Here is a 15,283-nt window from a genome sequence, read left to right as displayed (position 1 = left end):
TTATCTATATTCTTATTTCTGATCCAACAGTTCCAACAGTCGATTTAAAAGTTGACAATTGACAACCAGATTTACTGATAATCTCGTTTAATTCTTCATAATTATTTAGATATCTGTTTTTTCCTGAATAAATTGAATAACTGCCACGATATTGAAAAGGTGTTATATTTAACGATAATTCATTAGATGCAATTTGCAAAGCGCATTTTTTTCCAATAGTCCCCAATGTTGAATTGGAGGGGATAGATATATTCTTATCCGATTTAATTATTCTCAGTAACGCAAGATAATTTAGTGCCAGATCAGGGTCACCTTTTGCTTCTTTAGCAAAAGCTGACTCTGCATTTGGAATAAAAACAGAAGTACTAGCCATACTAACTTGTAAACGTGACATCAAAAAAAGATCATCCACTATAGTATCAATAGTTTGTCCAGGTAGCCCAATTATATTTCCTGTACCGACCTGTCCACCTCGATCTATCAGATTTTGTATCGTATCTATTAAGCTATTCAACCCCATTTGGCAAGATTTTACTCTAGAAAACAACTTAAAATCTGAGGTTTCGAACTTTAATATAAACCGTCTAGCACCATGATTAAAGAGTACATCATACTGATCGTTGGTTAATTGTCCCAAAGCTAATTCCGGGACCATATCTTTACTAATGATATACTGAACAGCTCTGCAAATAATTTCAAAGTCAAATAATGGATCTGATCCAGAAGCTAAGTGTATAACATCAATTCCTAAATCATGTGCAAAATCAATCTGATTTAAAATATTATCAAGTGTAAGTCTATAACGATTTAATCTTTTTGATGAGAATGCATTACCACAAAAACCACAATTGCATTTACAGTAATTGGAAATTTCTAACACGCCACGAACATAAACCTTATTCCCACAATGCTTTTGACGGATATTTGACGCTTTAAAAAAAAGTTTTTCACGCTCCTGTCCTTTTGCCAGTAACGCATTTTTTATATTTTCTTTACACATACTCTGCAACTTTTAATCCCACCTTTTCACTACACAATTGAATATAATTATATTGGGTAAGAGTTCTGTTAACTGACGTATACATACTGAATTTATCTGAAAATGGATAAGGAGTTATATGTACTGACATCAAATTGGCACCTGCTTGTAAAGCCTCAATCTGGCCATTGGGGCCAAAAGATGAGGAACAGGTTATGATAGGGGTATATTCTAAAGATAAGCGCATAAGAGACAGAAAATTCAAAGCCATATCTTTACTACCTGGTGGCTCGTCTTTTAGAGCAGATTCTCCATTAGGACTGAATACACTTACACTTGCCATATCAGGAGCAAGTCTTTGCAATAGTAACAGATCCCTAGCTAAATCTCGTAGAGAAGTGGTAGGTAAACCCGCGATAATACCTGTCCCAATTTTATACCCGATTTCCCGCAGATAAAATAAATGAGCCAAGCGTTCAATCAAGTTCTTTCTTCCCTTTAAATTCGAATATGTTTCGGCATTTGAAGTTTCAAACTTTAAAATATACCTTCGGGCACCAGCCTTATATAAATAAATATAATCATCTGGTTTTAATTCTCCTAAAACTAATGTCACCGCAATATTTCTGTCAGTTGCATAAGACACTATTTTACCAATAGTATCTATATTTATATCCTTATCTTCTCCACCAACTAAATGTAGCTGAGAAACTCTCATATCCTTTAATAAATTAATTGATTTTGTCATTTCATCAAATGACAATCTATAACGTTGTAAGTTTTGATTCGATTTTGCCATTCCACAAAAGCTACAATTGTTAGTGCAAACATTACTGTATTCTAGACTACCTCTGACAAATACCCTATCTCCAACTAGTTGCCTTCTTCTTATTCTTGCCTGTCGATGTAACTCTTCGCTATCCGCTCCAGTACACAGTAACTTTTCTACTATAACATTTTCTTTTTGAGAAAGAATATCTCCCAAAGAATTTAAGATGGTTTCCGCTTGAATAAAATATTGCTTATCCACAAAACAATTCTCCTGTCTTCAACTTTTTATGTATCAATTCAGATAATTTCTCTTCTTCGTTTGATATAGACAAAATCATATCAAGAATAGTTTTTGAAGAGTGTTGTTTACTTATCAAAGTTTTGGCTGTTTGATTTTTCACATTTCGCCACATTTCACCTATTTGACAAAAATTTTTTGATAATTGAAGATAAGGTATCAGACTATTTTTATTACCCAAATAAAGAAAGAGTTTACCAAGATTTATACGTGAATGCATAATATATACCAACGCACGTAACAATGGACAGTAGGCTATGTTAGTGTTTTCAATCATTTCCTTTTGCAAATCATACTCTCTAAAAAAATTAGCAAACTTTCTGATCGAAGGTGCAACCGCATAAGAATCTCTTAATATATAATGTAAAATTTTATAAATATTAACCATTGTAGTGTCTTTTGAATCTTTGGTAACAGTAAATAGTCTACCATTGTAGCATAGCATATCCGCAATAGATATCTTGGCTGGATTAACTGAGAGATACGGATCGTCGCATATAAATAACTTTTTAGCTTCCATTCTTTTAACTATAAAACAATGTTGTATATGCGTTTGATGATATGCCGCACTCCAATTGCAATGAAATACATCTAAATAGATACATAGAAACTGATTAGCCAACAGTCTTTGTTCTATTAATTCGATACTTTCATTTATTAACTCTAGGTTAATACCCAATAATTGCTTACAAATCTCCTGATGGGGAAACAAGCTATGGTATTCAGCGGCACCAATATAGTCACCCAAAATCCCATTACCATTATATTCACAGAAAAATTTCCAATTATCTGCATACATATAAATATAAGGTAAGTCGTTATGTAAGGCGAAGGTCATAATAATATCTTCAACACAATTGTTTGTGATATCATGTATTCCCTGCATTATCATTTTTCTCCCTTCTGTCGCAGAAAAGATTGCATAGTGATTGCAAATCATTGTAGAAGTCCTGAATAGATAACTGTATACCGTACACATTATATATTTTTGTTATCAGACTAATAGCTGTGATAGAATCTCCCCCCAAATCAAAAAAGCTCTTTGACTTATCGATATGTTGTACCGGTATACTTTGCAAAATCAAAGCATACTCTTCAGGATATTGGTCAGTACTTTCCGGAGAACATATCTCAAAAGATTCAGGTAAGGGTAATAAATCTCTGCTAATCTTTCCGCTATTATTCAGCGGCATCTTGTCAAGTGATAATATAAAATGAGGTATTTCATAGCTTGGTAACATTAACTTGAGCATTTGCTTAATCCTATCGGGTTGTAAATCCTGCAACATACTAATATAATAGGCACATATATAATCCCGATCACCTTTATGTATTATTGTCGCATAAGCATCCACAATACCATTTATATTTAATAGTTCGTTTATTATTTCATTTAGTTCAATTCGAAATCCATTTAGTTTTACTTGATTGTCACGTCGACCAATAAACTCAATATTTCTATCAGGTAACATCTTACCAATATCACCGGTCCTATAAATCTTTTCTTCCACACTAAATAGAGTATGAATAAAATTTTTTTCTGTTTGAGCGGGCATTTTATAATATCCTTCACCTACGGAAATTCCGCCAATACAAATCTCACCAATCATCATTGGAGGTAATAATTGGTTGTTCTTTCCAATTATATATACATTCACATTTGGTATGGCTTTTCCCAGGGGTATATTATTATACAGTGACCGGTTTTTCCGATGCCATGTAGTAGCGCATACAGTGCATTCGGTAGGGCCGTAAGCATTGATAAAGTCTATATTCTTACTCACTTTGTCTACTAAATAAGGTGGGCAAGCCGAACCCGCAGATAATAAGACTTTTATTGTATGTATTCTATCAAAATCAAGATTGCATATATACGCCGGAGGTAAAGTAAGAACAGTAATCTGATTGTCATTTAGGCATTTATAGAACAATTCTATATTATAAATTTGCAAATCATCTATTATATAAAGAGTGGCGCCTGTAAAAAGTGCCATAAAAATCTCAGATATCGATGCGTCGAAAGCTATTGAAGCAAATTGGCCTACGACATCAGAGCAATCAACCTTTAAATCCCAAACAAAATGATATTTTAAATTGACAACTGAGCAATGAGATATCATAACCCCCTTAGGTCTTCCTGTAGTTCCCGATGTATAAATAAGATATGCCAAATCCCCAGGGGCTACTTTTTGATGAGTTAATATGCTTTCTTCATCGATATTTGTTTTGATTTTTTGGAATTCGCATATAGGTATAGAAACATCGATAGGAATATTCGATATATTGGTAATGATTAAATCGACATCACTATCATTGACAATGTAACAAACCCTATCCACTGGTAGATGTTCATCAATTGGCACATAAGCACAACCTGTTTTTAAAACAGCCAGCATGCATATAATAAAATCTGATGTGCGAGCCATATACAGGCCTATCCTTTTAGTTGATAATGAATATTGCGATAAAATACGTGTTGCTATACAAGACGAAATTTTGTCTAACTCAGCATATGTATATTTTTCATTACTATCAGCAAGAGCGATTTTATCACTATAAAGAAGAACTGTTTTATGAAATTCGTCAATAATATTTTCCTGTCCCGTTACCAATTGCAGTTTTTCGTAATAGTTTGTACAATTAAATGATACTGTTTTGAGCACAATATCAGGATTTGATAAAAAAATTTTTAATAGTTCTAAGTAATTAAGAATAAATGCCGTTAATTCCGCTGTGAGAATTTTATTAATGCTATATATTACCTGAAGTTCAACTTTATTATTCAATATCTCAAAATTAAGCAAAATGTCATTATAATTGCTATATGCTAGGGGTAAGAAGGTCTCCTTACAATGGGTTCCACATATAAAGGAAAATTCTCCTCCTTTTTCTCCATTAAACAATTTATCAATTGAATAAATTTGACTGCTTTTTTCAGATACCAATTTATAAATACATTGTCGTAAAGTATCATCATCATTTATCGTATAATTACATACTTGAATTTTATCTGGATATAAAGAATCCACATAATTTAGGCTCTTATAGCTATCATCTGATAAATTAATTAAGATAACAAGAAGCGCCCTTAAGCAAATTTCAGTTGAATGTGTGTCTCCACTATAACTGAAATTACAGGCTTTCATTACCTGGTCTATCATTTTCTTTTCGATTGAAAAAAACAAATTATCTTTAACAAGAGGGCCTTCTTCTATTTTTGAAAAAAATCTTGAACTAAAAATCATATAAGCACCTTCGACCTAAAACGTTTTATTCATCTCAAAACTTATTTCATTTAATTCATCATAATTGTCAGAAGCATAAAGACGTTCCATAAAGGTCTTATTCCACATCTTTATATTTTTTTCTTTATCATCATAATACTCATTGAGAAACGCTGTATTTTCCATATGTATTTTTTCTAATATATTATCTTCATATCCGTCGTTATAAATTAGTTTAAGATAAAAAAGTGTATAATATAAAGGAGACAGCAAATTGTGCTTAAAGGCGTAGGCAACGATCTCTTCATTATGAAGGAGCCCCAGATGTTGATTATAAAGTATATATTCACGGATATCGCAAAATTTGATGATATTTATATCCTTATTGTACAATACTGACATAGAGTGTGTGGATTCATGATAAAGATGTAGAGACATATATACAACTATATGATTAGCATTAACCATACCATGATTCTCATAATAATCTATGATTTCGCTTATAGGTTCAGAATTGTGAGAATCATCAAATGAATGTCTAAAATCAATTTTAAAAAATGGTATATATTCTGATGAGGATAGTTTCAAATAAGGATACACATTTGTTGCACCGAGTTTCCAAGCTATATCCTCTTTTCGGTCGACAGGTATTAATTTACGATTTTGGATATCGTAAGTAGCCTTCATAAATCCTATTTTTTTGATTACTTGTTCTATTTTTTTCTCTTCAGCCTTTTTAATCAAAAAATCCAAATCCCCTAATGCCCGAGTTCCCCTGTCCTTATAAATCATATCAATCAGCATAGCGCCCTTAACCGGAATAAGCGTTATGTGCTCATCTTTTAAAGCTTCAACTATCCGCTCTTTTTGTTCAATATATAGACCATTTTGTATCTTTGTTCCTGTGTATATACAGTTCATTAAATTTTTAATATACTTGGGAATATGTTTGGCATTAAAATAATTCAAATTAGTCCATATCAAACTGACTACTTTATTATGCATAGCATATTTAAATAGTTCACACCAACTAATATTTTCTTTCAGGAGTGTGTTGATTTCTTCAACATCTGAACTAGAAAAAGTAACCCGACTTAACAGAACTAGCAATTTCTTTTCAATCTCATAAGACTTTTCCATATTATCCCCTTTTCACAATTTTAAAAAATCAAAGATTTATATCAATAATTCGGTCACACAACTCAATTGAAGATTTACGATGAGCTACAATGATAACAGTTTTATCTTCACTAATATATCTAATTGCGTCTTGGATTAAATTTTCATTGTATTGATCAAGCGCACTGGTCGCTTCATCAAACAAATACATATCCACATCACGCAAAAAGGTTCTTGCCAAGACAATGCGTTGCTTCTGCCCGCCCGAAAGTTTGATTCCTCTTTCACCTATAATAGTATCATATTTATCGGGTAAGCTTTGGATATAGTCATGAATATTAGCCATTTTACAGACATGGGCAATTTCAGCATCATCAGCGTCGACCTTCGCATATTTAATATTTTCTTTAATAGAAGTATTAAATAAAATATTATCCTGCATAACGAAACCTATCTTTTTATGAATATCCGAAATATTTAACACCTTGATATTTTTGTTACTCAAAAAAACAGATCCTGCAGTTGGTACCAATAATCCTGATATTAACTTCAATATTGTTGACTTGCCCGCTCCGCTTTGACCCATAATTCCAACTCTTTCTCCCTGTTTTATTGTCAAGTTTAAATCATGGATGACATCATTTAATCTATTCGGATAACGGTAACTAACATTTTTAAATTCAACAGAAGTGATTTTATCTATTTTTTCTGCCGTTACTTGTTTTGATTTATTTCTACATTTTCTCAGGCCATCCAATAATCTATCACTAGATGCCCGATTACTCTGTAAATCTGCATCTTGTTGTGACACCAATTTAATGGACTCCATTAACTGATTATAATACTTCTCAAATATCAATAAAGATGTAATAGTTAAGTGCCCATTGATTATTAATAAGCCACCCAAAAAATATAGACAGAATTTCATTATGAATTCATTTTTAATCTTTGGAATGACTAATAAACGTGTAGTAGCACACAGGTGCCATTTACCATAATTTTTTGCAAATATATGATTATATTTAATCAGCTGGTGTTCTTCATACTTCTGTAAATTGAACACCTTTATCTCCTGCCAACCTTGTAGTGATTTATGTAGCCAAGATGACTGTTTTTGATCATTTTCACGATTTATTTCGCCAATTTTCCACTCTTTTTTACTAATACAATGATCAACAACAAACGTTATTGGTATTACCGCTAATGCAAAAAGAGCCAGTGACCAATTAATACAAAAGATTAATATGAGCGATATAATACTAGCTATAACATTAAGCACAAAACTAATGGTTTGATATTCAATGAATGAAGCAATACATCCAGGATCATCATCTATTCTCATTTTTATATCCCCAATACTCATTGACTCATATTCTGAGAACTCCATGAGAAATAATTTGCGCAAAAACATTCTTTTTACTCTGAAAATAATTCGATTATTTATTTTATTATTTAAATAGGTTTTACAATAACCAATTAAGACACTAATAAAAAAGATGAATATATATCCACTAACTACCCAAAGCAGTGATAAAAATCGTTGCTGTAAAAGAACATCTTCAATGAATATTTTGTAAAAAATGGGTTGAATTAATGTCAATGATAAAGAAATAATACTCAAAAGAAAACTAATAAAAAATAATTTCCGAACGCCATACGCATAGGGCCGGATTTCTGATAAAATATATAACCGATACCTTATTTTTTGAAATCCCTTCATACATTTTTCCTTTCAAATGAGATGGTATTAATACTTTTCAGGATTTTGTTTGATCGAAAAAAGAGTATGAAAAAGTTTGCTATTTTGCATGAGGACTGTTGGAGATCCTTTCTCCATAATTACCCCTTTTTCCATTATCGCTACGCTTTCACTCAACATTACTGAACTTTGTCGATGAGCAATAATAATAGCCGTTCTATTATATAACACTTTTTCCCAAGCCTTATGAATCAAATTCTCGGTTTTCTCATCCAATGCAGAAGTTGCTTCATCAAAAATAATAATTTTGGGGTTTTGTAAATAAATGCGTGCAATTGCTATTCTTTGTTGCTGTCCGCGAGATAATCCAATTCCATTAGTTCCAACAACGGTATCAAAACCGTTTGGCAATGATTGAATAAATTCTAATATACCTGCATTTGTACATGCTGAACACATATCTTGAAAATCAGCTCTCATATTACCTAATAATAAATTTTCTTTTATTGTCATATCAAATATCAAAACATTTTGTTGAACAATTCCTATATTGTGCCTTATTGATTTAAGAGAGCATTCCGACAATCGCTGTCCATCAATTTCAATGTATCCACCATCGGGTACATAAAAACCAGTTAGTAAATATGCAAGAGTTGATTTTCCACAACCACTAGTTCCCACAAGCGCAAGCCGCTCACCGGGACTAACTTTTAAATATAGATGATCAATTATATTCTTATTTGAATCCTTATAGCTGAATTGTACATCATGAAATTTGATCTCACCCTGACTAACTACTAATTCTCTTTTTCCATCTCTGTCTTTTTCTGATGGGTTTTGCATCATAACACGAATCTTATCAATTGCAGAGAGGCGCGAATGCGAATCCATAATTTTAATTGTAAAGGCCTTAATCTCATTGGATAATATATCAAAATAGGATAATATCACTAATATTATCCCAACAGTTAATCCCAGTTTCCATGAAAATATAGCCAAAAAAACGAAAAGCATAAGCTGTATCGATAAGCTAAAAAATGTGATCATATTTTGCGCATTCTGTTGCAAAACACCATTTTTGATATTTAATTGGAATAGTTTGCGAATTTTTATTACAAATTGTTTATTCACAATTTTTTGGGCATTAAGCAATCGAATATCTTTTACTCCAGAAATAACTTCAAAAAGCCAACTAGTGTAAATCCCATAATGCTTTGTGCTTTGATTACTAAAATTTCTAATTTTCTCTCCAAGCCGAAGTACAACCAATACAGATATAGGAACCGTACAGGTGATTAAGACCCCGATACGCCAATCTATGATATATAGATAACACGAACAAAATAAAATTTTTAGTATCCCATTAATATTATGTATAATATTTCTTACAATAAAATTCATACATTCCATAGTATAAGTTTGAATTGTAGCAATTATTTCACCCGTATTTGAATCAGATAAGTTTTGAGCTTCCGAATAAATTATTTTATTAAAAATACATCTTTTGAGCTTCAATGTAAAATGAATACTAATATAAGCGTATATCTGATAGACAAAATAATATATTAAACAGCTAAAAAGATATGTCAGTGCCGCAATACCTGACAATTGCAAAAATAAATCTATGTTATAATAATAAATCATTTGATTTACCATTAATCCTAAAAGTAAAGGTTGTATAACCCCTGCAACTGCATCCATAAACCATCCGATATAAAAAGCTACAAATTGAATTACATGCCCCTTTAAATATGGAAAAAGAAATTGAATAGCTCCGAAAAAACTAAGTTGCTCACCTTTTTTAATATTCATTTTTATTTACCACCTTTAATAAATAATTGATTAAATAAATTGGTGGTTTCTGTTTCAATATCAACATATATTTTAGAATTATCAATTGATTTCTCATCTGCTTTTAAAAGATTATTCGTTTTAAAAGACAACATATTGTTTTTAATTTGAAAATTATGAATTCTATAGACAATTTCATTTTTATTGGTATAAGCATATACTCTTATCAATTGAGTATTATTAATATCCTCTACAATAATTTCCTTTTTATCTGCCGATAAAGTTGCACTTTTTGTAATGTAAACCGGATATTCTATTTTAAACGAAAAAAAAAGGAATAAGCAGAAACTAATTGATACTAATATAAAAAATAAAATTGGAGATCTTACAAAATATTTCATGAAAAAGTTTACTAATGATTTTGTTTTCATTAAAATCATTCCTTTTCACATTTTCTATTAACATAATTAATAAAAGCCCTCAAATTTTCAAATTTCCTATATTCCAGATATTCATCATCAAATCTAATATCAAAAATATCTTCAATTTCTACAATTATCTTAATAAATTGGATTGAATTAATTCCCAAAGATACTAAATCTTTATTTTGAATATCATCATCACTAATAACTAATCCGCCTATTAAAGAAATAATATCGATAATACGTTTGTCTGTATCAATTTTGCTATTTGCAAAGGTTCTGACTTGATTACTGAACAGCTGATGCTGATAATTTTCAATTAAACGTTTTCTATCAATTTTAAAATTGTCTGTATATGGAAGTTCGTCTACCTGTATCAATTGAGAAGGTATCATGAAATCTGGAATCTTTGATTGTAAAAAAGAACGTATGGCAGAAGGGGTTGCCTGTCCGACAAAAAATCCTACAATAGAATCTCCAGAATCTTGTTGAATATAAACTACAGCGCATTTCGATATATTCTCCATACTAATCATATTGGATTCAATATCTTCTAATTCCAACCGCTGTCCATTTAATTTAATCTGATTATCAATTCGGTAGAGATATTCAAGATTGCCATCTAAATTGATACGTCCATAATCACCAGTCTTGAAGCCACGGACAAGACCGATTGATGGCAAGTCTATAACTCTAAATTTCTCATTTGTTAAGGAGGGATTGTGGAGATAGCCTTTTCCAACAATCTGACCAGTTATAAAAATCTCGCCCACCTCATTCACAACTGGGATTTCCTGTTTATTTAGTACGAAAATCTGCGCATTTAAAATAGGTGTGCCAAGGTTAACGGTAGACTGATTGGTTAAATCTCCTATTGTAGCCCAAATCGTAGTTTCGGTTGGGCCATATAAATTGTAGATACTAGCATGAGTTTTATCTTTCAAAAATTTCAATAAGTTTTGAGGAAATACTTCACCCCCTATCATTAATATTTTTAGATTCGCAAGTACCGTGTTTTGCGGACTATATTCAAGCAAGAAATGTAACTTAGATGGAGTAATTTGCAATACATCTATTTCTTTGTCAACTATAATTTTTTGCAACTTTTTGGCGTTCTTATATGTACTATCATCTGCAATAATAACTGCTAGTCCTTTTTGAAGAGCCAACAATGTTTCGACGAAAAATATATCAAATGTTGAAGAAGTATGGCATAAAATTCTGGATTTTGATGTAAGGGGTATACGCTCACAAAATCCTTCGATAAATGCGTTTATATTAGAGTAAGAAATTTCTACACCTTTAGGATCACCAGTGGAACCAGAAGTATATAATATATATATAGTATCATCGTCACGATGCGGCTCCATTTTAATATCATTCAATGTATTGTGTTGCAATAAATCTATATCAATAATTGGTATATTGGGTAGTTTATTATTCTTTCCCTGTGTAATAATTAGTTGAACATTACAATCTTCCAGAATGTATTTTATACGATCTGAGGGATCATTTTTTGATAAAATCACATATGGAATATTTAAATAAACTAAAGCAATCATCGACATTACAAGATATTCATTTCGATTAAGATATAAAGCAATAGGCTGTCTGCTTTTAGGAAGAACAGCTTGCAAATCTGCTACGAAATGATGTATTTCCTTATAGTTAAGTTTCTGATTTTCACATTCAATACAAGCATTTTCGTCGATTTTATAGGAAAACATAAATAACACCTTCTTCAGTATTTTAAATCCCGTACTGTTCTTTTAATTGATCCAATAAAGGCTGGAGATTGTCTGCTCCCTCCAATATTATTACAGGAATTTTATTCCAAATAAAAGCCAGCATTTCTTCTTTATTGGTTAACATAATGTTTTGTATTTCTGGGGCTTTTCCAATATTTGACCACCAATCCTCTTCTGGGTTTTCTGGAGTAAATATTTGATTATTTAAAACTTCTAAGAATTCCTCATAACTCGCTTCTCTAATTGAAGCATTTTGATTTTTAAGTATAGAAGGTAGAATGATCATTTTTAGTTTACTATTTAGCACAAAATTTTTATTACTGAATCTTTGAAAGTCTGTGATGCTTAGGTCTACCTTTCCATCGCTGTCCCCTCTCCATAAAACAGAGGCGTCAACATTTCTGTATTTTTCTGGAATCAAGTCTTCAAACTCTCTACCATATTTACTTAACGTACCAGCAAGTACCCGCAAACGTGTTGGAAAACCGAATACTTGGATCGAATCCCTGTGTAAATATAGATGTACTTTATCTACAGATAATGGTGCCAAATTAAGGTAATGTAGGAAATCAAAAAAGACTGTTGTTTTGCCACTTCTCTTTGGCCCCACAATTAAAATTGCTCCATCAGAATCAACAGCGGCCCCATGAATTAAAATCGATCCAGACAAATTGCACAACTTGTTAATAATATGCTCAAAATATTTATATCCATCCTTTTTAAAGGATAAACGCTCCAAATAATTACTAGGGATAATATAGTAGTACTGTTTATCCTCTTCCATTGCTATAAAAATCGAGGGCGTTTTTTGTGTTATATAGACTTTATAATCATGCAGATCATATTCGTATGCTCGTATCATACCCCTTTCTTTAGTACAATAGGATAATACTATTGTGTTAAATTCCAAGTTGCTTGTCTTTAGGGTTTCATAGATTGTTGCGTAAAGTGTATCATCACAAATTGTTCCAAACACAAATTGCTTGGAACAAAAATCTCTTGAGGATTTGTTCAAATGGGTTTCGATATATGAAAGGAATGTGTCATATAATTTTTTATTATTGTAGAGATAGGTAAAATTGATGTTCAATACGCACATCTCATCGACCTCAACATGTCCATTTTCGATCCACTGAAGTACACTATGCTTAATATTCATTTGCTATAACTCCCTCGAAAAATTTATCAGGGTAATTTTTATAAAAATTACTTTTATCCTCTACTTGAGTAGATAAGTTTATAAAATTTTCATAATAGAACTCCTTGTTAGGAAAATATTGTCCATAATATGGATGCTTCATTTCAAAAATATACATCCGTGCTAGCCAACACAATTCATATAAAATAAAATTTTTATCAAAATTTAGATTTGCTATACTAAGATAGCCCTTTAATATATTTTCCTTTTGGTCTTTTGTATAAAAATTGGTATTCAGGTATTTTAACTTGATGAAATCATATTCCTTAATCCCACCACGAGCCGAATCCCAATCAATCAGTATGGGATAACCAAATTTATCTATAAAAATGTTATGGGCATGGACATCATGATGGATTAAAACGGGAGTAATCTTTTTGTATAAATCTGGTTCATATGATGTATCCCATAGTTTTAAAAACGTTGTTGCTAATTCACCATTATATTTTTCAAAACAGTTTATAGCATTTAAAAAATAATTGGCATAATAGGTATCAGCAGACTCATGTTGAGATGATAGCAGATCTTTTCCATAACTCTTAACTTTTATTTTATGTAGTTGTGCAAGAACAAATCCCAGTTTCTGAAAATCAATATTAAAGTTCATATTGGTTAATATACCTCCTCTTATTTCCTCCATTATTTCATAAGAGTACGGGATATCATCCATTTTATTATTATAAATATATGATTTGGGATAATTACTAAAGCTATTGAGTTTTAGTAGTTTTTCTAAATAGAACTCCTTACCCTCTCCTTGCCAAAATTCCGAATCATCAGACATATAAATTTTCAAAATAAAATTCTCTAAATTATGATTATAAATCACAATTAATCGAAAAACGATATTTATACGCCCTTCAGCTAAAAATTGGTATGATTCTAAATGGCTACCATTCCATTTATATACTATTGAGCTGAAAGCATGTTGAATATTTTTTTGTGTTGTCAATGTAGTCAAAAATTGATCGTATAACATCATTCATTACCTCAAAATTATAAATGGTAATGCGGAGATAATTTTGAAGCCCATTATATGAACGAACTAAATATCCTTGTGAATTGAGATAATCCTTCAATTTTTCACCATCTATATTTTTTACTTTTATATATACAAAATTGGATTGAGACTGAAAAGCTATTAAGTAAGGATTCTTATTTATTGTCCTTATAAAATACTCACGTGCTTTTATAATTTCGTTGCGTATTTCGTCATAATATTCGGAATCTTCTAACGCAGCTTTTGCCATTTTTCTAGATATAGATGATACTCTGAAAAGTGGCAAAGACAATGAAAATATTTTGTTTAACTCCCTATTACAAACACAATAACCAATTCGTTCGTTTGCTAAACCATACAGTTTTGAAAATGTTCTAACAAATACCACATTGGAGTAATTCTCCACAAAATAGTTTATTGGTAGCAATTCTTCAGAAAATCCCCAGTATGCTTCATCCACTAATATTAAGGTGTCTTTACATGCATTTATAAGCGTTTCTAAACAAGAATAAGAAATAATATTTCCCGTTGGCATGTTCGGCGTTGTCACCACCAATATTTTGGGATTGAACTTCTTCGCCATATCAATGATTTCCCTAATATTGAATACATATGTTTCTTTTTCTTCCTCTATATTATAATACCGAATGTTTGCTCCAATGCATTTAGCAATACTCTGATAATAACCCCATCCTGGAGAAGGTAACATAATACAATCTTGTTCAGTGGCATTCATTGTAAAAATTGTACGAATTATTTCGCATGATCCATTATGTATAAAAATATTATCTTCATGAAATTCAAATTTGTCACTGATCTCCCTAACTAATTCATCATATTCTTTCAAATCATATTGGCTAAGATCATTCTTGCCAATATCTTTTAATATTTCAAGACATTTTTTTGAAGGACCAAAAAGATTTTCGTTAAGATGTAATCGTAAAGAATTGGTAGACGTCGTAGGAGCCTTATAAGGAACCAAATGATTATATTTTTGATATTTATCAAAAAACGATTGATTTTTCATATTATTT

At 31.1% G+C, this 15,283-nt stretch carries 12 protein-coding genes; all 12 read right to left on the bottom strand.

Annotated elements, in window-relative coordinates; all coding sequences use genetic code 11:
• Positions 1 to 4: 4 nt before the first annotated feature.
• From H8710_RS11760 to H8710_RS11705, 12 genes are read right to left on the bottom strand one after another with little or no spacing between them, the layout of a single operon-like run.
• Entirely contained in the window at positions 5 to 1,000 is a 996-nt protein-coding gene (locus H8710_RS11760; protein ID WP_249295984.1) for a biotin synthase BioB, read from the bottom strand.
• Positions 993 to 2,009, bottom strand: a complete 1,017-nt coding sequence (locus H8710_RS11755; protein WP_249295982.1) for a radical SAM protein — start codon at positions 2,007 to 2,009, stop codon at positions 993 to 995. Before H8710_RS11755 ends, H8710_RS11760 begins: the two co-directional genes overlap by 8 nt.
• Positions 2,002 to 2,940, bottom strand: coding sequence for a hypothetical protein (locus tag H8710_RS11750; protein WP_249295980.1), 939 nt, complete (start codon positions 2,938 to 2,940; stop codon positions 2,002 to 2,004). The genes H8710_RS11755 and H8710_RS11750 overlap by 8 nt, the downstream gene beginning before the upstream one ends.
• Positions 2,918 to 5,293 carry a non-ribosomal peptide synthetase gene (locus tag H8710_RS11745; protein ID WP_249295978.1) on the bottom strand — a complete coding sequence of 792 codons (2,376 nt, stop codon included), beginning with the start codon at positions 5,291 to 5,293 and terminating at the stop codon, positions 2,918 to 2,920. The genes H8710_RS11750 and H8710_RS11745 overlap by 23 nt, the downstream gene beginning before the upstream one ends.
• 15 nt (positions 5,294 to 5,308) lie before the next feature.
• Positions 5,309 to 6,412 (bottom strand): nucleotidyltransferase family protein, encoded by a 1,104-nt coding sequence (locus H8710_RS11740; protein ID WP_249295976.1) that lies wholly within the window; start codon positions 6,410 to 6,412, stop codon positions 5,309 to 5,311.
• Positions 6,413 to 6,440: 28 nt separating this feature from the next.
• On the bottom strand, positions 6,441 to 8,111 hold the full coding sequence (locus H8710_RS11735; protein ID WP_249295974.1) for an ABC transporter ATP-binding protein: 1,671 nt from the start codon (positions 8,109 to 8,111) through the stop codon (positions 6,441 to 6,443).
• 27 nt (positions 8,112 to 8,138) lie between these two features.
• On the bottom strand, positions 8,139 to 9,902 hold the full coding sequence (locus H8710_RS11730; protein ID WP_249295972.1) for an ABC transporter ATP-binding protein: 1,764 nt from the start codon (positions 9,900 to 9,902) through the stop codon (positions 8,139 to 8,141).
• Positions 9,903 to 9,904: 2 nt separating this feature from the next.
• Positions 9,905 to 10,312: a hypothetical protein gene (locus H8710_RS11725; protein ID WP_249295970.1), complete on the bottom strand. Its 408-nt coding sequence runs from the start codon at positions 10,310 to 10,312 to the stop codon at positions 9,905 to 9,907.
• Positions 10,313 to 10,317: 5 nt separating this feature from the next.
• On the bottom strand, positions 10,318 to 12,030 hold the full coding sequence (locus H8710_RS11720; protein WP_249295968.1) for a non-ribosomal peptide synthetase: 1,713 nt from the start codon (positions 12,028 to 12,030) through the stop codon (positions 10,318 to 10,320).
• A gap of 22 nt (positions 12,031 to 12,052) precedes the next feature.
• Positions 12,053 to 13,210, bottom strand: a complete 1,158-nt coding sequence (locus H8710_RS11715) for a hypothetical protein (protein ID WP_249295966.1) — start codon at positions 13,208 to 13,210, stop codon at positions 12,053 to 12,055.
• Positions 13,200 to 14,231 carry a phosphotransferase gene (locus tag H8710_RS11710; protein ID WP_249295964.1) on the bottom strand — a complete coding sequence of 344 codons (1,032 nt, stop codon included), beginning with the start codon at positions 14,229 to 14,231 and terminating at the stop codon, positions 13,200 to 13,202. The genes H8710_RS11715 and H8710_RS11710 overlap by 11 nt, the downstream gene beginning before the upstream one ends.
• Entirely contained in the window at positions 14,152 to 15,276 is a 1,125-nt protein-coding gene (locus H8710_RS11705; RefSeq protein ID WP_249295962.1) for a pyridoxal phosphate-dependent aminotransferase, read from the bottom strand. Before H8710_RS11705 ends, H8710_RS11710 begins: the two co-directional genes overlap by 80 nt.
• Positions 15,277 to 15,283: the final 7 nt, after the last annotated feature.

Source organism: Fumia xinanensis (assembly GCF_014384905.1).
In the GTDB taxonomy this organism is placed as follows: Bacteria; Bacillota; Clostridia; order Oscillospirales; family Ruminococcaceae; genus Fumia; species Fumia xinanensis.
This window is presented reverse-complemented; position numbering and strand designations above follow the sequence as displayed.

Coding starts and splice junctions, on each gene's coding strand:
- H8710_RS11760 (WP_249295984.1), bottom strand. CDS start 1,000: ATGTGTAAAGAAAATATAAAAAATGCGTTACTGGCAAAAGGACAGGAG.
- H8710_RS11750 (WP_249295980.1), bottom strand. CDS start 2,940: ATGATAATGCAGGGAATACATGATATCACAAACAATTGTGTTGAAGAT.
- H8710_RS11745 (WP_249295978.1), bottom strand. CDS start 5,293: ATGATTTTTAGTTCAAGATTTTTTTCAAAAATAGAAGAAGGCCCTCTT.
- H8710_RS11740 (WP_249295976.1), bottom strand. CDS start 6,412: ATGGAAAAGTCTTATGAGATTGAAAAGAAATTGCTAGTTCTGTTAAGT.
- H8710_RS11735 (WP_249295974.1), bottom strand. CDS start 8,111: ATGAAGGGATTTCAAAAAATAAGGTATCGGTTATATATTTTATCAGAA.
- H8710_RS11730 (WP_249295972.1), bottom strand. CDS start 9,902: ATGAATATTAAAAAAGGTGAGCAACTTAGTTTTTTCGGAGCTATTCAA.
- H8710_RS11725 (WP_249295970.1), bottom strand. CDS start 10,312: ATGAAAACAAAATCATTAGTAAACTTTTTCATGAAATATTTTGTAAGA.
- H8710_RS11720 (WP_249295968.1), bottom strand. CDS start 12,030: ATGTTTTCCTATAAAATCGACGAAAATGCTTGTATTGAATGTGAAAAT.
- H8710_RS11715 (WP_249295966.1), bottom strand. CDS start 13,210: ATGAATATTAAGCATAGTGTACTTCAGTGGATCGAAAATGGACATGTT.
- H8710_RS11710 (WP_249295964.1), bottom strand. CDS start 14,231: ATGATGTTATACGATCAATTTTTGACTACATTGACAACACAAAAAAAT.
- H8710_RS11705 (WP_249295962.1), bottom strand. CDS start 15,276: ATGAAAAATCAATCGTTTTTTGATAAATATCAAAAATATAATCATTTG.